Annotated in this window: 13 protein-coding genes; 7 read left to right on the top strand and 6 right to left on the bottom strand. The window is 45.0% G+C overall.

The annotated features are described in order from the left end of the window. Window positions 1-16 precede the first annotated feature (16 nt). Both ACXAH2_RS11985 and ACXAH2_RS11980 read left to right on the top strand, forming a co-directional pair. A complete protein-coding gene (locus ACXAH2_RS11985) occupies window positions 17-1,759 on the top strand; it encodes a sensor histidine kinase (protein ID WP_475078775.1) in 1,743 nt (580 codons plus the stop codon). Window positions 1,760-1,768: 9 nt separating this feature from the next. After that, complete coding sequence (locus ACXAH2_RS11980) at window positions 1,769-2,110, top strand: Hpt domain-containing protein (protein ID WP_475078773.1); 342 nt, start codon at window positions 1,769-1,771, stop codon at window positions 2,108-2,110. Between the two features lie 5 nt (window positions 2,111-2,115). Here ACXAH2_RS11980 and ACXAH2_RS11975 read toward each other — a convergent pair whose 3' ends face one another. The 6 genes from ACXAH2_RS11975 to ACXAH2_RS11950 form a co-directional block, all read right to left on the bottom strand. After that, window positions 2,116-2,652, bottom strand: coding sequence for a GAF domain-containing protein (locus ACXAH2_RS11975; protein ID WP_475078772.1), 537 nt, complete (start codon window positions 2,650-2,652; stop codon window positions 2,116-2,118). Window positions 2,653-2,751: 99 nt separating this feature from the next. Next, complete coding sequence (gene phoU, locus ACXAH2_RS11970; protein ID WP_475078770.1) at window positions 2,752-3,465, bottom strand: phosphate signaling complex protein PhoU; 714 nt, start codon at window positions 3,463-3,465, stop codon at window positions 2,752-2,754. Window positions 3,466-3,479: 14 nt separating this feature from the next. Then, entirely contained in the window at window positions 3,480-4,310 is an 831-nt protein-coding gene (gene pstB / locus ACXAH2_RS11965; RefSeq protein ID WP_475078768.1) for a phosphate ABC transporter ATP-binding protein PstB, read from the bottom strand. A gap of 20 nt (window positions 4,311-4,330) precedes the next feature. Continuing rightward, complete coding sequence (gene pstA, locus ACXAH2_RS11960) at window positions 4,331-6,031, bottom strand: phosphate ABC transporter permease PstA (protein ID WP_475078766.1); 1,701 nt, start codon at window positions 6,029-6,031, stop codon at window positions 4,331-4,333. A gap of 11 nt (window positions 6,032-6,042) precedes the next feature. Then, window positions 6,043-8,301, bottom strand: coding sequence for an ABC transporter permease subunit (locus ACXAH2_RS11955; protein WP_475078765.1), 2,259 nt, complete (start codon window positions 8,299-8,301; stop codon window positions 6,043-6,045). Between the two features lie 119 nt (window positions 8,302-8,420). Continuing rightward, window positions 8,421-9,392: a PstS family phosphate ABC transporter substrate-binding protein gene (locus ACXAH2_RS11950; protein WP_475078763.1), complete on the bottom strand. Its 972-nt coding sequence runs from the start codon at window positions 9,390-9,392 to the stop codon at window positions 8,421-8,423. A 419-nt stretch (window positions 9,393-9,811) separates the two neighbouring features. Between ACXAH2_RS11950 and ACXAH2_RS11945 the strand changes: the two genes are divergently transcribed. The 5 genes from ACXAH2_RS11945 to putA all read left to right on the top strand — a co-directional run bounded on the left by ACXAH2_RS11945 (window position 9,812) and on the right by putA (window position 17,060). Further along, entirely contained in the window at window positions 9,812-10,321 is a 510-nt protein-coding gene (locus tag ACXAH2_RS11945) for a TRAP transporter small permease subunit (protein ID WP_475078762.1), read from the top strand. Between the two features lie 3 nt (window positions 10,322-10,324). Beyond that, on the top strand, window positions 10,325-11,713 hold the full coding sequence (locus tag ACXAH2_RS11940) for a TRAP transporter large permease (protein WP_475078760.1): 1,389 nt from the start codon (window positions 10,325-10,327) through the stop codon (window positions 11,711-11,713). 11 nt (window positions 11,714-11,724) lie between these two features. After that, entirely contained in the window at window positions 11,725-12,687 is a 963-nt protein-coding gene (locus tag ACXAH2_RS11935) for an NADPH:quinone reductase (RefSeq protein WP_475078758.1), read from the top strand. A 166-nt stretch (window positions 12,688-12,853) separates the two neighbouring features. Next, entirely contained in the window at window positions 12,854-13,630 is a 777-nt protein-coding gene (locus tag ACXAH2_RS11930; RefSeq protein WP_475078756.1) for a helix-turn-helix domain-containing protein, read from the top strand. Between the two features lie 307 nt (window positions 13,631-13,937). Beyond that, window positions 13,938-17,060: a bifunctional proline dehydrogenase/L-glutamate gamma-semialdehyde dehydrogenase PutA gene (gene putA / locus ACXAH2_RS11925; protein ID WP_475078754.1), complete on the top strand. Its 3,123-nt coding sequence runs from the start codon at window positions 13,938-13,940 to the stop codon at window positions 17,058-17,060. Window positions 17,061-17,071: the final 11 nt, after the last annotated feature.

Here is a 17,071-nt window from a genome sequence, read left to right as displayed (position 1 = left end):
GTTCAAACAGTGGATATTGTATAGTTTCATATTACTCATCATCTTGATTACTATTGCTCTGTTCGGAATCATTACTTATACCAGTGACAGTGCTCGCGATAACAGTCGTCGAGTCTTTGAAAGCTCTTTGTGGAATGCTCTGCAATTACAGGTACAAACCTATCGTTTCCTCAATTTTCTGATTACCCTTGAGTCTAAACCAAACCAATTTCGTGATTCTATTTTCGCAGAATACAATCTGCTAATGAGTCGCATCGATCTACTTCGTGATGGTGATGTTGGCACCTTGGTAAGAGGATTTGAGGGGGGACGTACTACTCGCTTACTGAACATCATTAATGGTGAATTGGAACTGCTTAGTTTTCATGTCAGTAGAGTCAAAGAAGGTGATTTAAGCTATTTACCCAATTTGATTGAACGTATCAAGAAACTGGATCCTCAATTGGGTGAGTTTGTCAGTTTAGTAAATACCGGCAGCAATAAATTCATTTCCGGCCAACATAAATCACTGCAAGACAAACTCTACTACATTCAATTCTTATCAGTGAGCCTACTCTTATGTTTACTTTTCCTATGCTTTTTTATTGCAAAAAGTTTTTCCCAATTACGTTTTGCTAACGGTCGAAACACGCAACTAAAATTGGACATCCAAACCGCCCATGATGATAAAGCGAACATGTTGAGTTTTATCAGTCAAGAAGTTTGCCCACCCATTAACGCCATTTTAGGAACAGTCAAAACGTTACGACAATCAACAAATGAGGTTCCGGAAGCGCTCACCAAACACATTGAAGAATCCAGTCACCAATTATTACATACCATTGAAATGCTTACCGATTTAACCTTAGTGGAAGCCAATAAACTACAACTAAACATCAGTAAGGGTTCATTGCAGCAGCATATGCATGATTGCCTCAGTTTGATTGAGACACAAATGGCGCGTAAACAATTGGCCTGCATTCTTTATATTGATCCCGCACTACCCGATAACATTCATTTAGACTTTGAACGTTTTAAAGCGATTCTGCTCGGTTTAATGCAAAACGCCATTGCCCACAGTCCATCTGGGAGCATCAGCATCCAATTGCGCCCTTCAGCACTGGCAGCTCCCACTTTATTGTTACCCGATGGCACTCATGAAACTCAAGTAATGCAATTGGCCATTCGTGATACTGGAGTTGGTATGCCTCAAGCTCTTCAACAGAACTTGAGACGCAATCCTAATTTACCTACACCGCAAATGGCCCCAGACGCCAATCAAGTAGGACTCAATTTAACCTTGAGCCACCAGCTTATTTACTTAATGAAGGGCGAAATGCATTTTTCCTGTGTAGAGAACCAAGGCTGCGAATTCTGGGTAGATTTGCCCTTCTATGTTTCTACTAATCAACCCCTTCAAAACACTCGGCAGCAAGCTGCTGATAAGAGAGTGTTGATTCTAGAACAAGATAAAAATTTATCACGGGTGCTGGAACTTATGATGACCAGCCAAAACCTATCTGTGCAACTGCATCAAGATGAAACACCACTTCCGCAAGAGAAATTTGATTTGATTATTTTGGGCAATGCCGCCGTCTTCAAAGAGGATCTTCTAAACGCACTGGAAGAATGGAAAAGAAATGGCGCTCAACTTTGTTGTTACTATACTCAAGTCATTAATTCATCATCGCTTGATTATCTTGCACTGAGTTATCCTCTTACCCAAGAGCAGTTTCATCCCATTATTGATAACTTAGGAAGTGGCGAAGACCATCATTAGGAAGGCAATATGATAGATACAGCATATTTAGATTCTCTCACCCAGCTACTCGGAAAGAATACCGTCAATAACATTCGACTAGAGTTTATCAAAGACAGCTCGGAGAAGTTGGAACTCCTGCTGACAGCTTGGCAGGAACAGGATTATCAGCAACTCAAACAAGTCAGCCACTCCCTCAAATCTGCTAGCTTAAACATGGCAGCCAACCAGCTAGCGGAGCAATGCGCTATCATAGAAACGGCATCAGCCAATCAAGAAGCCTCTCCCATTGCCACCGCGATCGAACTGCTACCAACAATACACAAGGAAACATTGGCGGTCTTATCCGACTATTTTTCAATGCTGAGTTAAATGAGCTAAAACTGCCATTGCCAATCACAAGACGAAACAAAGGTATCCAACATAGCTTGAATCCCTGTCTGATCTTGTTCACTGAAACGCTTTTCAACGGGACTGTCGATATCAAACACTCCCACTAACTTACCCTCGACGACAAAAGGAATAACCAATTCAGAGGCCGATGCCGCATCACAAGCTATATGACCAGAAAAATCATGAACATTATCAATACGCTGCACAACTAATGTCTGAGCTGCCGTTCCACATACACCACGGCCAAACGGAATTCGATTGCAAGCAACCTTACCCACATATGGCCCTAAGACCAACTCCTTATCGCGAGAAAAATAAAAACCGGCCCAATTTAGGTCATCAATGGTCTGCATGATAAAAGCAGAGAACTGAGCAGCATTACAAATAAGATCACGCTCATCAGCGAACAAAGCCGTAAGCTGTTCATTTAAGTTTTGATAATAGAGTTCAGAGGATTGAGAAAAAGAGGAAGTGTCCGGAGTAAACATCAATAGGCAGCCATGAAATAAAGAAAGATCCATGTTAGCAAATTCCGTCCTTTCACCAACAAAGAAATCGATAAAACATAAAAAAGGCTTCACAGCGAAGACTGAGAAGCCTTTTTTAAAACAAAAGCAAACTTAAGCGTCTTTGACTTCACCCGCCAAATCATTGACGTGTACATGACGTACATCGACACCCTTGACCATATAGATCAAGTGCTGACAAGTGTGACGCGCATGGTCACCAATACGTTCAAGGGAGCGCAATACCCAAATCACATTAATCACTCGCGAGATACTGCGAGGATCTTCCATCATATAGGTCACCAGTGAACGCAGTGCAGTGTTGTATTCCTGATCCACCGTTCTATCTTGCTTGGCCACCTTGATCGCTGTATCGATATCCAAACGAGCATAGGCATCTAATGCATCGTGAATCATACGAGACACCATTTGACCGATACGATTTATTTCCACATAGCCACGTGGAGACTCACCTTCAGAAATTAAATTCATGGTCAAGTTAGCGATTTTTTTCGCCTCATCTCCCATTCTTTCCAACTCGCTAACCGCTTTACTGATGGAGAGAATCATCCGCAAATCCGATGCTGCTGGCTGTCGTTTTGCCAAGATACGCGTACATTCTTCGTCAATCAGACCATCCAGCTGATTGACCGTGGCGTCCTTGTCTTTGACATCTTCTGCTAAAGAACCGTTAGCATCCAACAATGCTTGAACCGCATCTTGAACTTGCTTTTCTACCACACCACCCATGGTTAAAAAGTGCTGACGAAGCTGTTCAAGCTCGTTATTAAATTGCTGAGAAATATGATCTGTTGTTAATTCTTGCATAATAAATCCTCCGCCTAACCGTAGCGTCCAGTGATGTAGTCTTCCGTTTGTTGCTTACTAGGGTTAGTAAACAAGGTATTAGTGTCACCGAACTCGATCAAATCACCCAAGTACATAAAAGCCGTGTAATCCGATACACGTGCGGCTTGCTGCATATTGTGCGTCACGATGGCGATAGTGAAATCATTTTTTAATTCGTGAATCAACTCTTCAATTTTCAGTGTTGAAATCGGGTCCAAGGCGGAGGCCGGTTCATCCAATAATAATACTTCAGGTTTTACCGCCACTGTTCGAGCGATAACCAAACGTTGTTGCTGACCACCAGACATGCCTAACGCACTCTCGTGCAGACGATCTTTGACTTCATCCCACAAGGCCGCTGAGCGTAATGCCCACTCAACCGTTTCATCCAAGACACGCTTTTTATTAATACCCTGAATGCGTAAGCCATAAGCGACGTTTTCATAGATACTTTTAGGAAATGGATTCGGCTTTTGGAACACCATGCCCACACGGCGACGCAATTCCGCTACGTCCGTTCCTTTGGCATATATGTTTTCGTCGTGTAGGTTAATTTGACCTGTGATACGGCAAGAATCAACCAAGTCGTTCATACGGTTGAAACAACGCAAAAGTGTGGATTTACCACAACCAGAAGGTCCGATAAAGGCTGTCACCTTTTTTTCAGGTATAATCATATCTATACCTTTAAGTGCTTCTTTTTCACCATAAAACAGGTGTAAATCCTTCACTGAAAGGCAAACGTTTTCGTCCTCAATACGCAAAGCCTGCTGACTACGCTGCATCGCTGAAATATCAATTGAATGTGTTTTTACGTCGCTCATAATAATCTCTTCTCCGCCGCTTACATTTCCAGCGATTTGTATTTTTCACGTAGGTGGTTTCGGATGGTCACCGCTGCTAAGTTCAGCAAAGCAATCACCACGACCAACAATAAAGCTGTTGCGTACACTAATGGACGTGCCGCTTCCACGTTTGGACTTTGGAAACCTACATCATAAATATGGAAACCTAGATGCATAAATTTCTGATCCAAGTGAATGTATGGGTAATTTCCATCCAGAGGTAAGGATGGCGCTAATTTCACCACACCAACCAACATCAATGGCGCCACTTCGCCCGCTGCACGGGCAACCGCCAGAATGACCCCTGTCATAATGGCTGGACTCGCCATTGGCAATATCACTCGCCACAAAGTTTCGGCTTTCGTTGCGCCTAATGCCAAGCTGCCTTCACGTACATTACGAGGAATACGTGACAAACCTTCTTCGGTTGCCACAATCACCACAGGTACCGTCAATAAGGCCAAGGTAATAGAAGCCCACATTAAACCACCAGTACCGAAGGTTGGAGCAGGTAAGGCTTCTGGAAAAAAGGCCTGATCAATGCCGGATCCTAAAAAGTAAATAAAGAAACCTAAGCCAAACACACCATAAACAATAGAAGGAACGCCTGCTAAGTTATTTACGGCAATACGAATGGTACGTGTTAATACCCCTTGCTTGGCGTATTCTCGTAGATAAACAGCGGCAACCACACCAAATGGCGTGACCAAAACCGTCATCAGCAAAACCATCATTACAGTACCGAAAATGGCAGGGAACACACCACCTTCGGTATTGGCTTCACGAGGCTCAGCGGAGAGAAATTCCCATAATTTTGCGAAATAGAACGCTACTTTTTGCCCAACATTCATGGCGTTAGCACGATATGCACGCACAACCTTAGCAACAGGTAATTCATGCTCTGAACCATCCATCACTTGCACTACGAAGGTGTCACGATTGATCTTACTGTAAAGCTCAATCAAGTCTTGCTGTAGTTGCTTGTACTCTTCATCGTACTGACTGCGTTCAGCGGCAAAATCCGCAATGGCTTGAGGTGTTAATTTACCTTCTAGCTCCAATCGACGCTGTTCAAGACGAATGCGCTCTAGAGCATAGTTAATCTTACCTATGTCAGTTTTCTCTATCTCATGAATGTCTTCATAAATAGCCGTAGCACGCTCAATACTTTGTTCAAACGCATTCCAAGTCGCCAAAGAGGATTCCGTTGGTGTCAGGTCAGACGTTTCTGATACCACTTGGCCTTCTTGTTTTACCGCTTTTAGGAAACCGTATAAGTTACCCCATTCATGACGCTCCGCAGTGAATAGCATTTCTGGACGCATTACGTCTGTTAGGTACTCATCAATTACCCAACGGAAATCCGAACCGTAGACATCACGGTTACCGGTTTTCATTAGGGTACGTTCCATTAACTTGTGATGATCAGGAATATCAATGCCCGCTTCACGCAATTGCGCTGCTGGCACTTCAACACTTTCAACACGTTCAGCAACTATGTTGTAAGCTTGCGTACCCGGCAATTCGTAACGCGCTTCCACCACATCGGCAGGCCAGAAATGACCTAAGCCACGTACAGCAATCAACAATAACAAGCCAATTACCATGATGACAGAAATCGCTACCGCGCCCGCGTTTAACCATACCCAAGGATCACCCGATTTGACCCACTCAGATACGGATTTTTTCTTCATTTTCATATCAGTACTCATTATAGCGACCCGTATTTCTTACGTAGGTGCTGACGCACGGTTTCAGCGACTGTGTTTACCACAAAGGTAAAGATAAAGAGCACAAACGCCGCCAAGAAGAGGATACGATAGTGTGAACTGCCCACCTCAGATTCCGGTACTTCTACTGCCAAATTCGCCGCCAAAGTACGCATACCTTCAAAGATGTTCATGTCCATGATTGGTGTGTTACCTGTCGCCATCAGAACGATCATGGTTTCACCAACAGCACGCCCCATACCTATCATAACGGCCGAGAAGATACCTGGGCTGGCAGTGGGTAATACCACACGAACCATGGTTTGCCAGTAAGTTGCACCCAACGCTAAAGACCCTTGCGTTAAAGCTTTCGGCACACTGAAAATAGCGTCTTCGGTAATAGAAAAGATGGTCGGAATGACCGCGAAGCCCATGGCAAAGCCCACTACCAAAGCATTACGTTGGTCAAAGGTGATGCCCAAATCATTGGTAATCCAGCCGCGGATATTGCCATCAAAGAAGTTCAATTCAATGGTTGGGCTCAAGGCCAAACACATCCAAGCCAAGAATACGATGACAGGAATCAGCAACAGTGGCTGCCAACCTTCAGGCACTAACCAACGAATGTTTTGTGGTAAACGTGACCATAGGTAGGCAAACAATAAAATACCAACAGGCAGTACCACCAAGACACTAAAGGTTGCCGCTAGGTTTTCTTCTAAGAAAGGCGCAAAGAACAAGCCAGCCAAGAACCCCAAAATAACGGTCGGTAAAGCTTCCATAAGCTCGATCACAGGCTTCACTTTACGACGCAATGCTGGTGCCATGAAGTAGGCCGTATAAATGGCACCACAAATCGCTAATGGCACCGCCATCAACATGGCATAAAACGCCGCTTTTAATGTACCAAATGCCAATGGCATCAAGCTGTACTTAGGTTCAAAATCGTTATTGGCTGCAGAGGACTGCCAAGTATAAGTCGGCTCTTGATAGCCTTCGTACCATACTTTCCCCCAGATAGAGGACCAAGACACTTCAGGGTGCTCATTATCCACATAGTAGAAATGCAGACCTTTGCTATCTTCCAATAACAAACCATTCCCACGTGGCGCAAAACTGATCATGCGCGCCGTGTTGTCGCTCAGCTTTTCGTCAATCACTTGACGCTCTGAAGTGGCGTTATAAATAGCCACCATACCGCGATCATCTAAGGTGGCAAAACCTTTGCGACGTTGTTCCATTGCCATGCCAACCAAACCGACAGGCTGTTTCACATCGCGGATAAAGGTCAATTTCTCTTCGTTAGTATTATCGTCACGTACGTTAAACCATTGGCTCACACGACCAGTAGAATCTGCCACCATGATAGAAGATTGGCCGAGTAAATAACTCATGGATACCAATTTGGCATCGTCACTAAACAAAGAAATTTCGTCCTTCAAACGAATGTCGCTAAAGTCACGTAAATCAAACTCGCTCAACTCACCAGAATGCGTTGCAACATATAGATAACGCTGATCACCACTGATCAATAGGCTGACAACGTCTGCTACATAAGGAAAGCTTTGGCGCTCTTCCGTCAACTCCACTTCTTCAGTAATGAAGTTCACGTCCTTAGTTACTTTGGTCACTGCTGTTTGCTGATCACCTATGGCCGCTATGGTAAAGCCGTCTTCACCGTCTCTAAAGGACATCAATTCAATTGGGAAATTCGCTACATCAATGGCTTCTTCACCGTAAGGGTATTCCACATCTGGCGTGATCTTACGAACGCCATCTGGATAAGTGATACGGTAAACGTGCTTTACGATGACCACTTTACCGTCTTCATAACCAAAGGCCACCAAATGACTGGTATCAGACTCCACAGCAAAAGCCGTTACTTTTTCAGTGCGTAAATTCTCTACCCTTTTAATGATGCTGCCGTCGGCGACAGAAAAGAAAATGATGTTGCCATTGCTGGCCACTCGCATGCCTACTTCGGCCTGCTCTTCAGTGGTTAAATACAGACTTTCACCTTGATTCTCGGCAGGTAAACTGTAACTGGCTTGAGGTTCAATGCTGGCACTAGAGAAAAGAGGGGCAACCTCATAAAGTAAATAAAAGCAGATCAGCAGTACAGCTAGGATAACGCTACTGCCTCCTACTGCGATGCCCATACCGGCAATACGGTCTTTGAGGGCGCGAATTTTACGATGACGCTTTAAGGCTGGGGTATCGAAGTCCAGCTCCGGCATCTGATGGTCAGTTGATTTAGTCATCCGCTTTCATCTTTGTTTGTGTGACGTTTTTGTGACAACCTACAAAACAGAGAAAAGTAGGAGAGCGTTTCTGCCCTCCTACTTTTAAAACCATTTTATAAGCTCGCTTCAGCGACTGCTTATTTAATACCTAGAGTAGATAGGTATTTGTCAGCCACTTTTGCTGGTAGTGGAACGTAGCCGTCTTTAACAACCACTTCTTGTCCCATTTTAGAAAGTACCATCTTAACGAACTCACGCTCTAGTGGTGCTAGTGGCTTGTTCGGAGCCTTGTTTACGTAAACGTATAGGAAGCGAGACAGTGGGTACTTACCAGTCGCTGCATTGCCAGGTGTTGCTGCTACAAACGCATCGCCTTCTTTTTTCGCTAGAGGTAACGCACGTACAGAAGAGGTTTTGTAACCGATACCAGAGTAACCAATACCGTTAAGCGACGTAGAAACAGACTGTACAACAGAAGCAGAACCAGGTTGCTCGTTTACAGAGTTTTTGTAATCACCTTTGAACAATGCGTTTGACTTAAAGTAACCGTAAGTACCTGATACTGAGTTACGACCGAACAATTGGATATCACGGTTCGCCCAAGCACCTGTTAGACCAGCTTTACCCCAGTTAGTGATGTCTTCTTTATGGCCACCCTTACGAGTAGAAGAGAAGATGGCATCCACTTCAGGAAGAGACAAACCTTTGATTGGGTTATCTTTGTGAACGAAAACCGCTAGAGCATCAATCGCAACTGGAATAGCCGTAGGCTTGTAACCATATTTTTTCTCGAAAGCCGCTACTTCTTTATCTTTCATAGTACGAGACATAGGACCGAAGTTAGACGTTCCTTCTGTCAAAGCTGGTGGCGCAGTAGAAGAACCAGCCGCTTGAATTTGAATGTTTACATTCGGATAAAGACGCTTAAAATCTTCCGCCCATAATGTCATCAAGTTCGCTAATGTATCAGAACCAACACTAGAAATGTTGCCAGAAACGCCACTTGCTTTGCTGTATGACATCAGATTCGGATCAACATCTGCAACAGCGTTAACTGAAACGCCTAATGCCGCTGCTGTTACTGCTAGACCTGCAACTAGTTTTTTCATCACATAAACCTCAGTGGTTATAATCAAATATTTATGGGCAAATACCCATAGCTCTTCTTATGTTTTTCACTATAAAAGGCGAATGTGACAAAAATGTTAAAGATTGAAATATTTCCGAAAAAATACCTTACACAGGTTACGAACTGGAAATGAAGTCTACAAAAAATGTCTTTAGCAACCACGTCAGCAATCACGCCAAACAAAAGTCGTCATAAAAATCATAGAAGAAAAAATTAAAAAACCACAAAAATCCTACCCATTTAAAAGAAAATCCGTTTTTTATTTGGAAATACTGAATTTCCAATGACTTATATTGGCCATTTAGTTTTCAAGCGAAATGTTATCCAATAGACTTACTGACGGATTTTTCTGTGGGGACAAATCCAACACAATAATGAATAAAAACTGTGGGTACTTTCATGTTTAACAAACTCATTTGTTTGGCTGAGGCGATTTCTGAATACACTGGAAAATGCGTTGCTTGGCTAACACTACTGATGATGCTCCTTACCTGCCTCATCGTAATATTACGCTATGGTTTTGGTATTGGCTCGATTGCTTTACAAGAGTCCGTTCTGTATTTTCACGCCTTGGTCTTCATGCTGGGTGCAGCATACACATTCAAAGCCGACGAACACGTTCGCGTGGATGTATTTTATCGTGACTTTAGTGCGACTAAAAAAGCCTGGGTAAATCTGATTGGCGGACTTTTCTTCCTACTCCCTTTTACCTTATACACAGGGTATCTGAGCTTAGAATATGTTGGTGCTTCTTGGCGCGTACTAGAAACATCACAAGAACCGGGTGGCTTGCCCTTCGTTTATCTGTTGAAAACCTTGATCCCTATTATGATGGTGACCCTTATTATTCAAGGCTTCGCAGATATTCTTAAGAATCTAGGCGTAATCCGCGCCACAAAGGGAGCTTAACTCATGGTGGAATTTTTACCTTTATGGTTATTTGCAGGTGTGTGTATCTGCTTACTTTTTGGTTACCCGGTCGCCTTTTCTTTGGGTGGCACCGCGCTGATCTTTGCTGGTGTTGGTTCTCTGTTCGGCACCTTTGATAGTGTTTTCCTCGAAGCTTTACCCAACCGTTTATTTGGTATTGTTCGCAACGAAACCCTGATTGCCGTCCCTCTCTTCGTACTCATGGGAGTACTACTGGAAAAATCCAAATTAGCAGAAAAGCTATTAGAATCCATGGCCATGCTGTTTGGCACCCTTCGCGGTGGCTTGGGGATTTCGGTGATTCTTGTGGGTATGCTATTGGCCGCCAGTACCGGTATTGTCGGTGCCACTGTGGTTACCATGGGGATGATTTCATTGCCAACCATGCTACGTCGAGGTTACGACCCTGCGTTAGCCACAGGGACTATTTGTGCAACCGGTACATTAGGGCAAATTATTCCTCCTTCGATTGCGCTGGTACTGCTTGGCGATGTCATGTCCAACGCCTTCCAAAAAGCCCAATTGCAAATGGGTATTTTCTCTCCTAAAACCATTTCGGTTGGGGATTTATTTGTTGGTGCCTTAATTCCAGGTTTGATACTGGTGGTATTCTACATACTGTATGTTGTTGTGGTTGCTTGGCTACAGCCGCATAAAGCCCCTGCAGTACCCCGCGAAGAATTACGCGGCAACGCCACTGAACCAATGGCGTTGCAATTATTCAAAGGCTTAATGCCCCCCTTGATTCTGATTTTCGCGGTACTAGGATCCATTTTAACCGGTATAGCAACACCAACCGAGGCCGCTGGGGTGGGTGCTTTAGGTGCTGCAGTGTTGGCTTTGTTAAGCGGTAAACTGAGTCTTACAACTCTAAAAGAAGCGGTTTACTCCACCACCAAAGTCACCTGTATGGTGTTCATGATCTTAATCGGTGCTTCTTTATTCTCTTTGGTTTTCCGAGGGTTTGGCGGTGAAGAATTAATTGAAGACTTCTTCTCTCAGCTCCCAGGTGGGGTGGTTGGTGCCATGATAGTCGTCATGCTATTGATGTTCTTCCTCGGTTTCATTCTAGATTTCATCGAGATTACCTTTGTGGTGGTGCCCATTGTTGCGCCCGTATTGTTGGCCATGGGTCTTGACCCTGTGTGGTTGGGCATCATGATGGCGATCAACTTGCAAACCTCTTTCTTGACTCCACCTTTTGGTTTTGCGCTGTTTTATTTACGCGGTGTTGCGCCACCAGAGGTCAAAACCCAATCCATTTACAAAGGGGTTTTACCTTTTATTATCATCCAGCTAGTGGTCTTACTGATGCTGTCTATCTGGCCAGATCTGGCAACCTGGTTGCCTGAACAAGTCTACGCAGACTGAGGATAATTATTATGAAAGCAATGCAAATTCAAGCTTATGGTCCAGCCAGCGCACTGGCACTGGTTGATGCGGCTCAGCCAGAAATAAACGAAGAACAAATTCTGGTAAAAGTGGGCGCTGCTGGCGTCAATCCAGTTGACACTTACATTCGTTCTGGCACCAACAACTACACTGCCAATTTTCCACATACGCCAGGCTCTGACGGTGCAGGAACCATAGTCAAAGTTGGCAGTGCTGTAAGGGGTTTTGAAGTGGGTCAGCGTGTATACTTTAGCCGCAATCTGACGGGCTCCTCGGCAGAGTATTGTGTGTGTGCTACTACACACACCTACCCATTAGCTGACGCATTGAGTTTTGCTGAAGGCGCCTGTTTGGGCATACCTTACACCACAGCACATCGAGCACTGTTTGGTCGCGCTAATGCCAAAACGGGCGATAAAGTCTTGATTCATGGTGGCACAGGTGCAGTGGGTATTGCAGCAATTCAACTGGCATTAGCGTCTGGTATGGAGGTGGTTGCCAGTGCTGGCAGTGAAGAAGGCGCTAAACTATTGCGTGAACAAGGCGTACAAACCGTCATTATGCATAATGAAGTCGGTCATTTAGCGCCATTCCAATCCCTTGAAACAGGCTTTGATGTCATCATTGAAATGTTGGCAAACCATAACCTGGATCAAGATCTAAAAGCTTTAGCTTTTGGTGGCCGTGTGGCAGTGGTTGGTAACCGGGGAACGGTGGAAATCAATCCGCGAGATTTAATGGCGCGCGATGCTGCTGTGATGGGAGTGGCGCTGGCCAATGTCAAACCCGCCGAACTGGCGCTGATTGCGAAAGCCCTCAAGCCTTTGTTTGAAAAGGGTATGTTTAAACCCGTCATTCGTCAAACCTATGCCTTAGAAGCCTTACCTCAAGCCCACGAAGACGTTTTGAAATCTGGCGCTTTGGGTAACCTAGTCATTCAAGTCGAAGCTTAAACAGCCCCATCAAATCCGCTATATAAGACGCTCTCTAACAGGGCGTCTTTTGCTATTTGCTGCTAGCTTACACTATCTATGCGTTATCTGAGGTTAACACTTCTCTATCAAAGCCTATCTAACGGGGCTATACTTTCCTTTTTACGTATGACCCAATAGGTGAATTTTGACTTCGTCTGAATCCGATGTATTTAGTTTGCCCAACGAAGCAGATGCCCATGATCATGATTACCATCAGTTGGTCATTGTGCTGGATGGCAATACGGATTTTGATATTCAGGGCAAAAGTAAAGAGCTGCACTCTGGTGAAGGTTGCATCTTACCTTCAGCAAACACACATGCTTTTGCCGGTCTAGGTGAAAACCGCATCATGGTAGTCAATCTACCTGTGCCACCACAAAAAAGCATCACGGATGAAGAGTATGAAATTGTCTCGCGCATTTTCGATCAAGCGGCCTATTTTGAACTCAGCCCGCGATTGCAAATTCTGGCGTCGGCGTTGTCCGGTGAATTACAACAGTATCCAGACGACCCCATATTGGCTCGTGCCTGTGGTAACACCTTATTGAGTGCCATTCGCCATCAGGTCAACAGCAAGGATATGCGTACCCGTGGCAATCAACTGGATATAGACAAACTCGACCAATTCATCGAATTGAACCTATCACGCAAAGTACACATAGATCAGTTGGCAAATTTTTGCTTTTTGAGCGTCAGTCAGTTCCATGAAAGATTCAAAGAGCGTACCGGCATGACACCACATCAATACCTGATGCGTAAGCGTATCGAACGTGCTCAAACCCTATTGCGCGACGGTTTTCCTCCTATTCAAGTGGCAGAAATGTGTGGTTTCTCCAGCCAAAGTGCCATGACCAATGTGTTTTCACAAACCTTAGGCATCACCCCTCTGCGCTATCAAAAGCAGTTCGGCAACCTAAAATAGACAAATCTTGATTTTATACTAGCCTTAACTGTGTGACAGGCAGGTTTATCTCAAAAATTTCATGTAAAAATTCACTTTCGTCGTCAAAATCCTTTATCTCCAAGCTTGAGCCAGATTTTTTTATAAAAAAAAACGACTTTTTCGAAAGACAGTTTCCCCCTTCTGTCACTAAAGTGTGCCCATTATCCAGACATATGCTTGACGAATTTTACAAACAACAGTCACTCCTCAAGTGTCATGTGCTCTATAACAATGTGCAGCGGTCAAACACGCTTTTGACCTTCGCTGTTCGCGGGAGAAAACAGTCATGTTTAAAGCGATTGAGGTATTACAACCTAACTTCATCGAGAAGCCATTAAATGAGTTGTGGCAACTCATTTCCCCTCTATACAAAGCAGACGAAGAAAGCTGGCTGAGAGAGCTTTTGCCATTGGCCAAACCGACGGAAGCCGACTTGACATCTCACACTCAAGCGGCTTCTAAGCTGATTGCCGAAGTGCGCAAAGACGACGACAGCATGTCGATGATTGATGCTTTGTTGCTAGAGTACAGCTTAGATACGAAAGAAGGCATCTTGCTCATGTGCTTAGCGGAAGCGCTAATGCGTGTGCCAGATAAAGAAACCGCTGATGCTTTTATCAAAGACAGATTGAGTGTCGCCGACTGGGCTTCTCACACCCAAAACTCAGACTCCTTTTTCGTCAACGCCTCTACTTGGGGCTTATTGCTAACAGGCAAAATTGTCACCATGGACGAGCGTCAAGACGGCACACCAGCGAACTTGGTAAACCGCATGATCAATCGTGTTTCTGAGCCTGTGATTCGTAAAGCCATGAATCAGGCAATGAAAATCATGGGGCATCAATTCGTACTTGGCCGCAGCATCAGCGAAGCCTTATCGCGCGGAAAAAGCTACCGAGACAAAGGTTATACCTATTCATTCGACATGTTAGGCGAAGCCGCCCTGACCGCTGACGATGCGGCTAAATACCTGAAATCCTACCAGCAAGCGGTAGAATCCGTGGGTAAAGACACCTATAACAAAGGTCATCGTCCCACCATCTCCATCAAGTTATCCGCTTTGCACCCTCGTTACGAAGTAGGCAGTAAAGAGCGCGTCATGACGGAGCTTTTTGACAATGTCAAAGGGCTGATTCAGAAAGCACGTACGTTGAACGTTGGCATTACCATTGACGCCGAAGAAGCAGATCGCTTGGAATTGTCTTTGCATCTGTTTGAGAAGCTTTATCGTGATGAAGTCACTCAAGGCTGGGGCTTATTTGGTCTGGTAGTACAAGCCTATTCGAAGCGTGCATTGCCAGTATTAGCCTGGCTTGCTGCCCTATCAAAAGAACAAGGTGACCGTATTCCAGTACGCTTAGTAAAAGGCGCATATTGGGATTCTGAAATTAAGCTGTGTCAGCAAAAGGGCATTGATGGCTATCCCGTTTATACCCGCAAAGAAGCCACAGACGTATCCTATTTGGCTTGTGCTCACTTTTTGTTAAGTCCACCTGTTCGCGCCAACATTTTCCCGCAATTTGCCAGTCACAACGCGCACACTATAGCGACCATCAGTTGCTTGGCAAAACAATTAGGCGCAACAAATGACGAGTTCGAATTCCAGCGTCTACACGGTATGGGGGACGCTCTGTACAATCATCTAATCAAAGAAAATGATCTGTGTGTACGCATTTATGCACCTGTCGGTAGCCACAAAGACTTGTTACCTTACTTAGTACGCCGTTTATTGGAAAACGGTGCTAACAGCTCTTTCGTACACCGTTTGATCGATGCCAAATACCCGATTAAAGACTTGGTTCATCACCCAGTCACCACACTTGAAGGTCGTCAGTCTTTGGCCAATCCGCATATTAATTTACCGAGCAAACTGTTTGCTGATCGCAAAAATTCATTTGGCCCTAACATTGAGATCGAATCTGAATGGCAACCTTTCAAAGCTCAAGTGGATGCTTTTATGGGGCAGAATCAGCAATGGCGAGCTTACCCAATCGTGGGCGGTGAAAAACGAAATACCGGCTTAACTCATCAAATCAAGAGCCCCTATGATCACTCTTTACAAGTTGGTGAAATCGACTGGGCAGATCAAGAAAGCGTAGTCAAAGCCATTGACCTAGCACAAGCCGCGTTCCCTACTTGGTCAGCAAGACCTGCCTCAGAACGTGCTGATTGCTTAGAAAAAGCGGCTGATTTGATGGAAGCCAATTACGCCGAATTGATGGCCTTGTGTCACCGAGAAGCGGGCAAAACTATTCAAGACTGCATCGATGAAGTACGCGAAGCGGTCGACTTCTGCCGTTACTACGCGCAACAAGCGCGCAGTAACTTTGCTGAGCCACACAAATACACCGACTTCTTAGGCCAAGAAAAATTGGTGCAACTGAAAGGTCGCGGTGTCTTTACCTGTATCAGTCCATGGAACTTCCCATTGGCCATCTTCACCGGTCAAATGGTAGCCGCTTTAGTAGTCGGTAATACTGTAATTGCCAAGCCTGCGGAGCAAACCAGTTTGGTTGCTGTACGCGCTATTGAATTACTGCATGAAGCCGGCGTACCAGGCGATGTACTGCACCTGCTACCAGGCGATGGTGCGAGCGTAGGGGCGACTTTGACTAGCGATCCTCGCATTGCTGGTTTGGCGTTTACCGGCTCAACCGGAACAGCACAATTGATCAACCGCACCCTAGCAGCACGTGATGTACCACCTGTGCCTATGATCGCAGAAACCGGTGGTCAAAACGCCATGATCATTGACTCTACTTCGTTACCAGAACAAGTGGTTCGAGATGCGGTTCGCTCAGCTTTTGCTTCTGCAGGTCAACGTTGTTCTGCACTTCGTGTCATGTTTGTGCAAGAAGACATCGCCGATCGTGTGATTCCTATGATCAAGGGCGCCATGCAAGAGCAAAGCGTTGGTCTACCCTATCTACACAGTACCGATGTGGGTCCAGTAATTGATCATAAGGCTCAAGCCATGTTGCTTGAACACATAGAACACATGAGCAAGGTTGGTAAGTTAATCGCACAATCAGATCTACCTGATTTTGCCGATAAAGGTACCTTTGTGGCGCCAACTGCGTTCGAAATCGACAGTATTGATCAATTAAGCGACGAGAAATTCGGGCCAATTTTACACCTGGTTCGTTATAAAGCCCGTGATCTGGACAAGATCATCGACACCATCAACCAGTCTGGCTTTGGTCTGACCATGGGTGTACACAGCCGTAACGAAACCACCTGTGCGCGCATTGCTAACCGTGCCCGCGTTGGTAACCTTTACATCAACCGTGACCAAGTTGGTGCGGTAGTGGGCGTACAGCCTTTTGGTGGTCAGGGTTTATCCGGTACTGGGCCAAAAGCAGGTGGACCTCACTATCTACAACGTTTCGCGACAGAACAAGACCTTTAAGGGAGACAGAC

It is taken from the genome of Marinomonas sp. ABL3_031, from assembly GCF_056161265.1.
This window is presented reverse-complemented; position numbering and strand designations above follow the sequence as displayed.

Excerpts from the sequence above, each read along its gene's own strand:
- ACXAH2_RS11980 (WP_475078773.1), top strand. The coding sequence starts at position 1,769 with ATGATAGATACAGCATATTTAGATTCTCTCACCCAGCTACTCGGAAAG.
- ACXAH2_RS11975 (WP_475078772.1), bottom strand. The coding sequence starts at position 2,652 with ATGGATCTTTCTTTATTTCATGGCTGCCTATTGATGTTTACTCCGGAC.
- phoU (WP_475078770.1), bottom strand. The coding sequence starts at position 3,465 with ATGCAAGAATTAACAACAGATCATATTTCTCAGCAATTTAATAACGAG.
- pstB (WP_475078768.1), bottom strand. The coding sequence starts at position 4,310 with ATGAGCGACGTAAAAACACATTCAATTGATATTTCAGCGATGCAGCGT.
- pstA (WP_475078766.1), bottom strand. The coding sequence starts at position 6,031 with ATGAAAATGAAGAAAAAATCCGTATCTGAGTGGGTCAAATCGGGTGAT.
- ACXAH2_RS11955 (WP_475078765.1), bottom strand. The coding sequence starts at position 8,301 with ATGACTAAATCAACTGACCATCAGATGCCGGAGCTGGACTTCGATACC.
- ACXAH2_RS11950 (WP_475078763.1), bottom strand. The coding sequence starts at position 9,392 with ATGAAAAAACTAGTTGCAGGTCTAGCAGTAACAGCAGCGGCATTAGGC.
- ACXAH2_RS11945 (WP_475078762.1), top strand. The coding sequence starts at position 9,812 with ATGTTTAACAAACTCATTTGTTTGGCTGAGGCGATTTCTGAATACACT.
- ACXAH2_RS11940 (WP_475078760.1), top strand. The coding sequence starts at position 10,325 with ATGGTGGAATTTTTACCTTTATGGTTATTTGCAGGTGTGTGTATCTGC.
- ACXAH2_RS11935 (WP_475078758.1), top strand. The coding sequence starts at position 11,725 with ATGAAAGCAATGCAAATTCAAGCTTATGGTCCAGCCAGCGCACTGGCA.
- putA (WP_475078754.1), top strand. The coding sequence starts at position 13,938 with ATGTTTAAAGCGATTGAGGTATTACAACCTAACTTCATCGAGAAGCCA.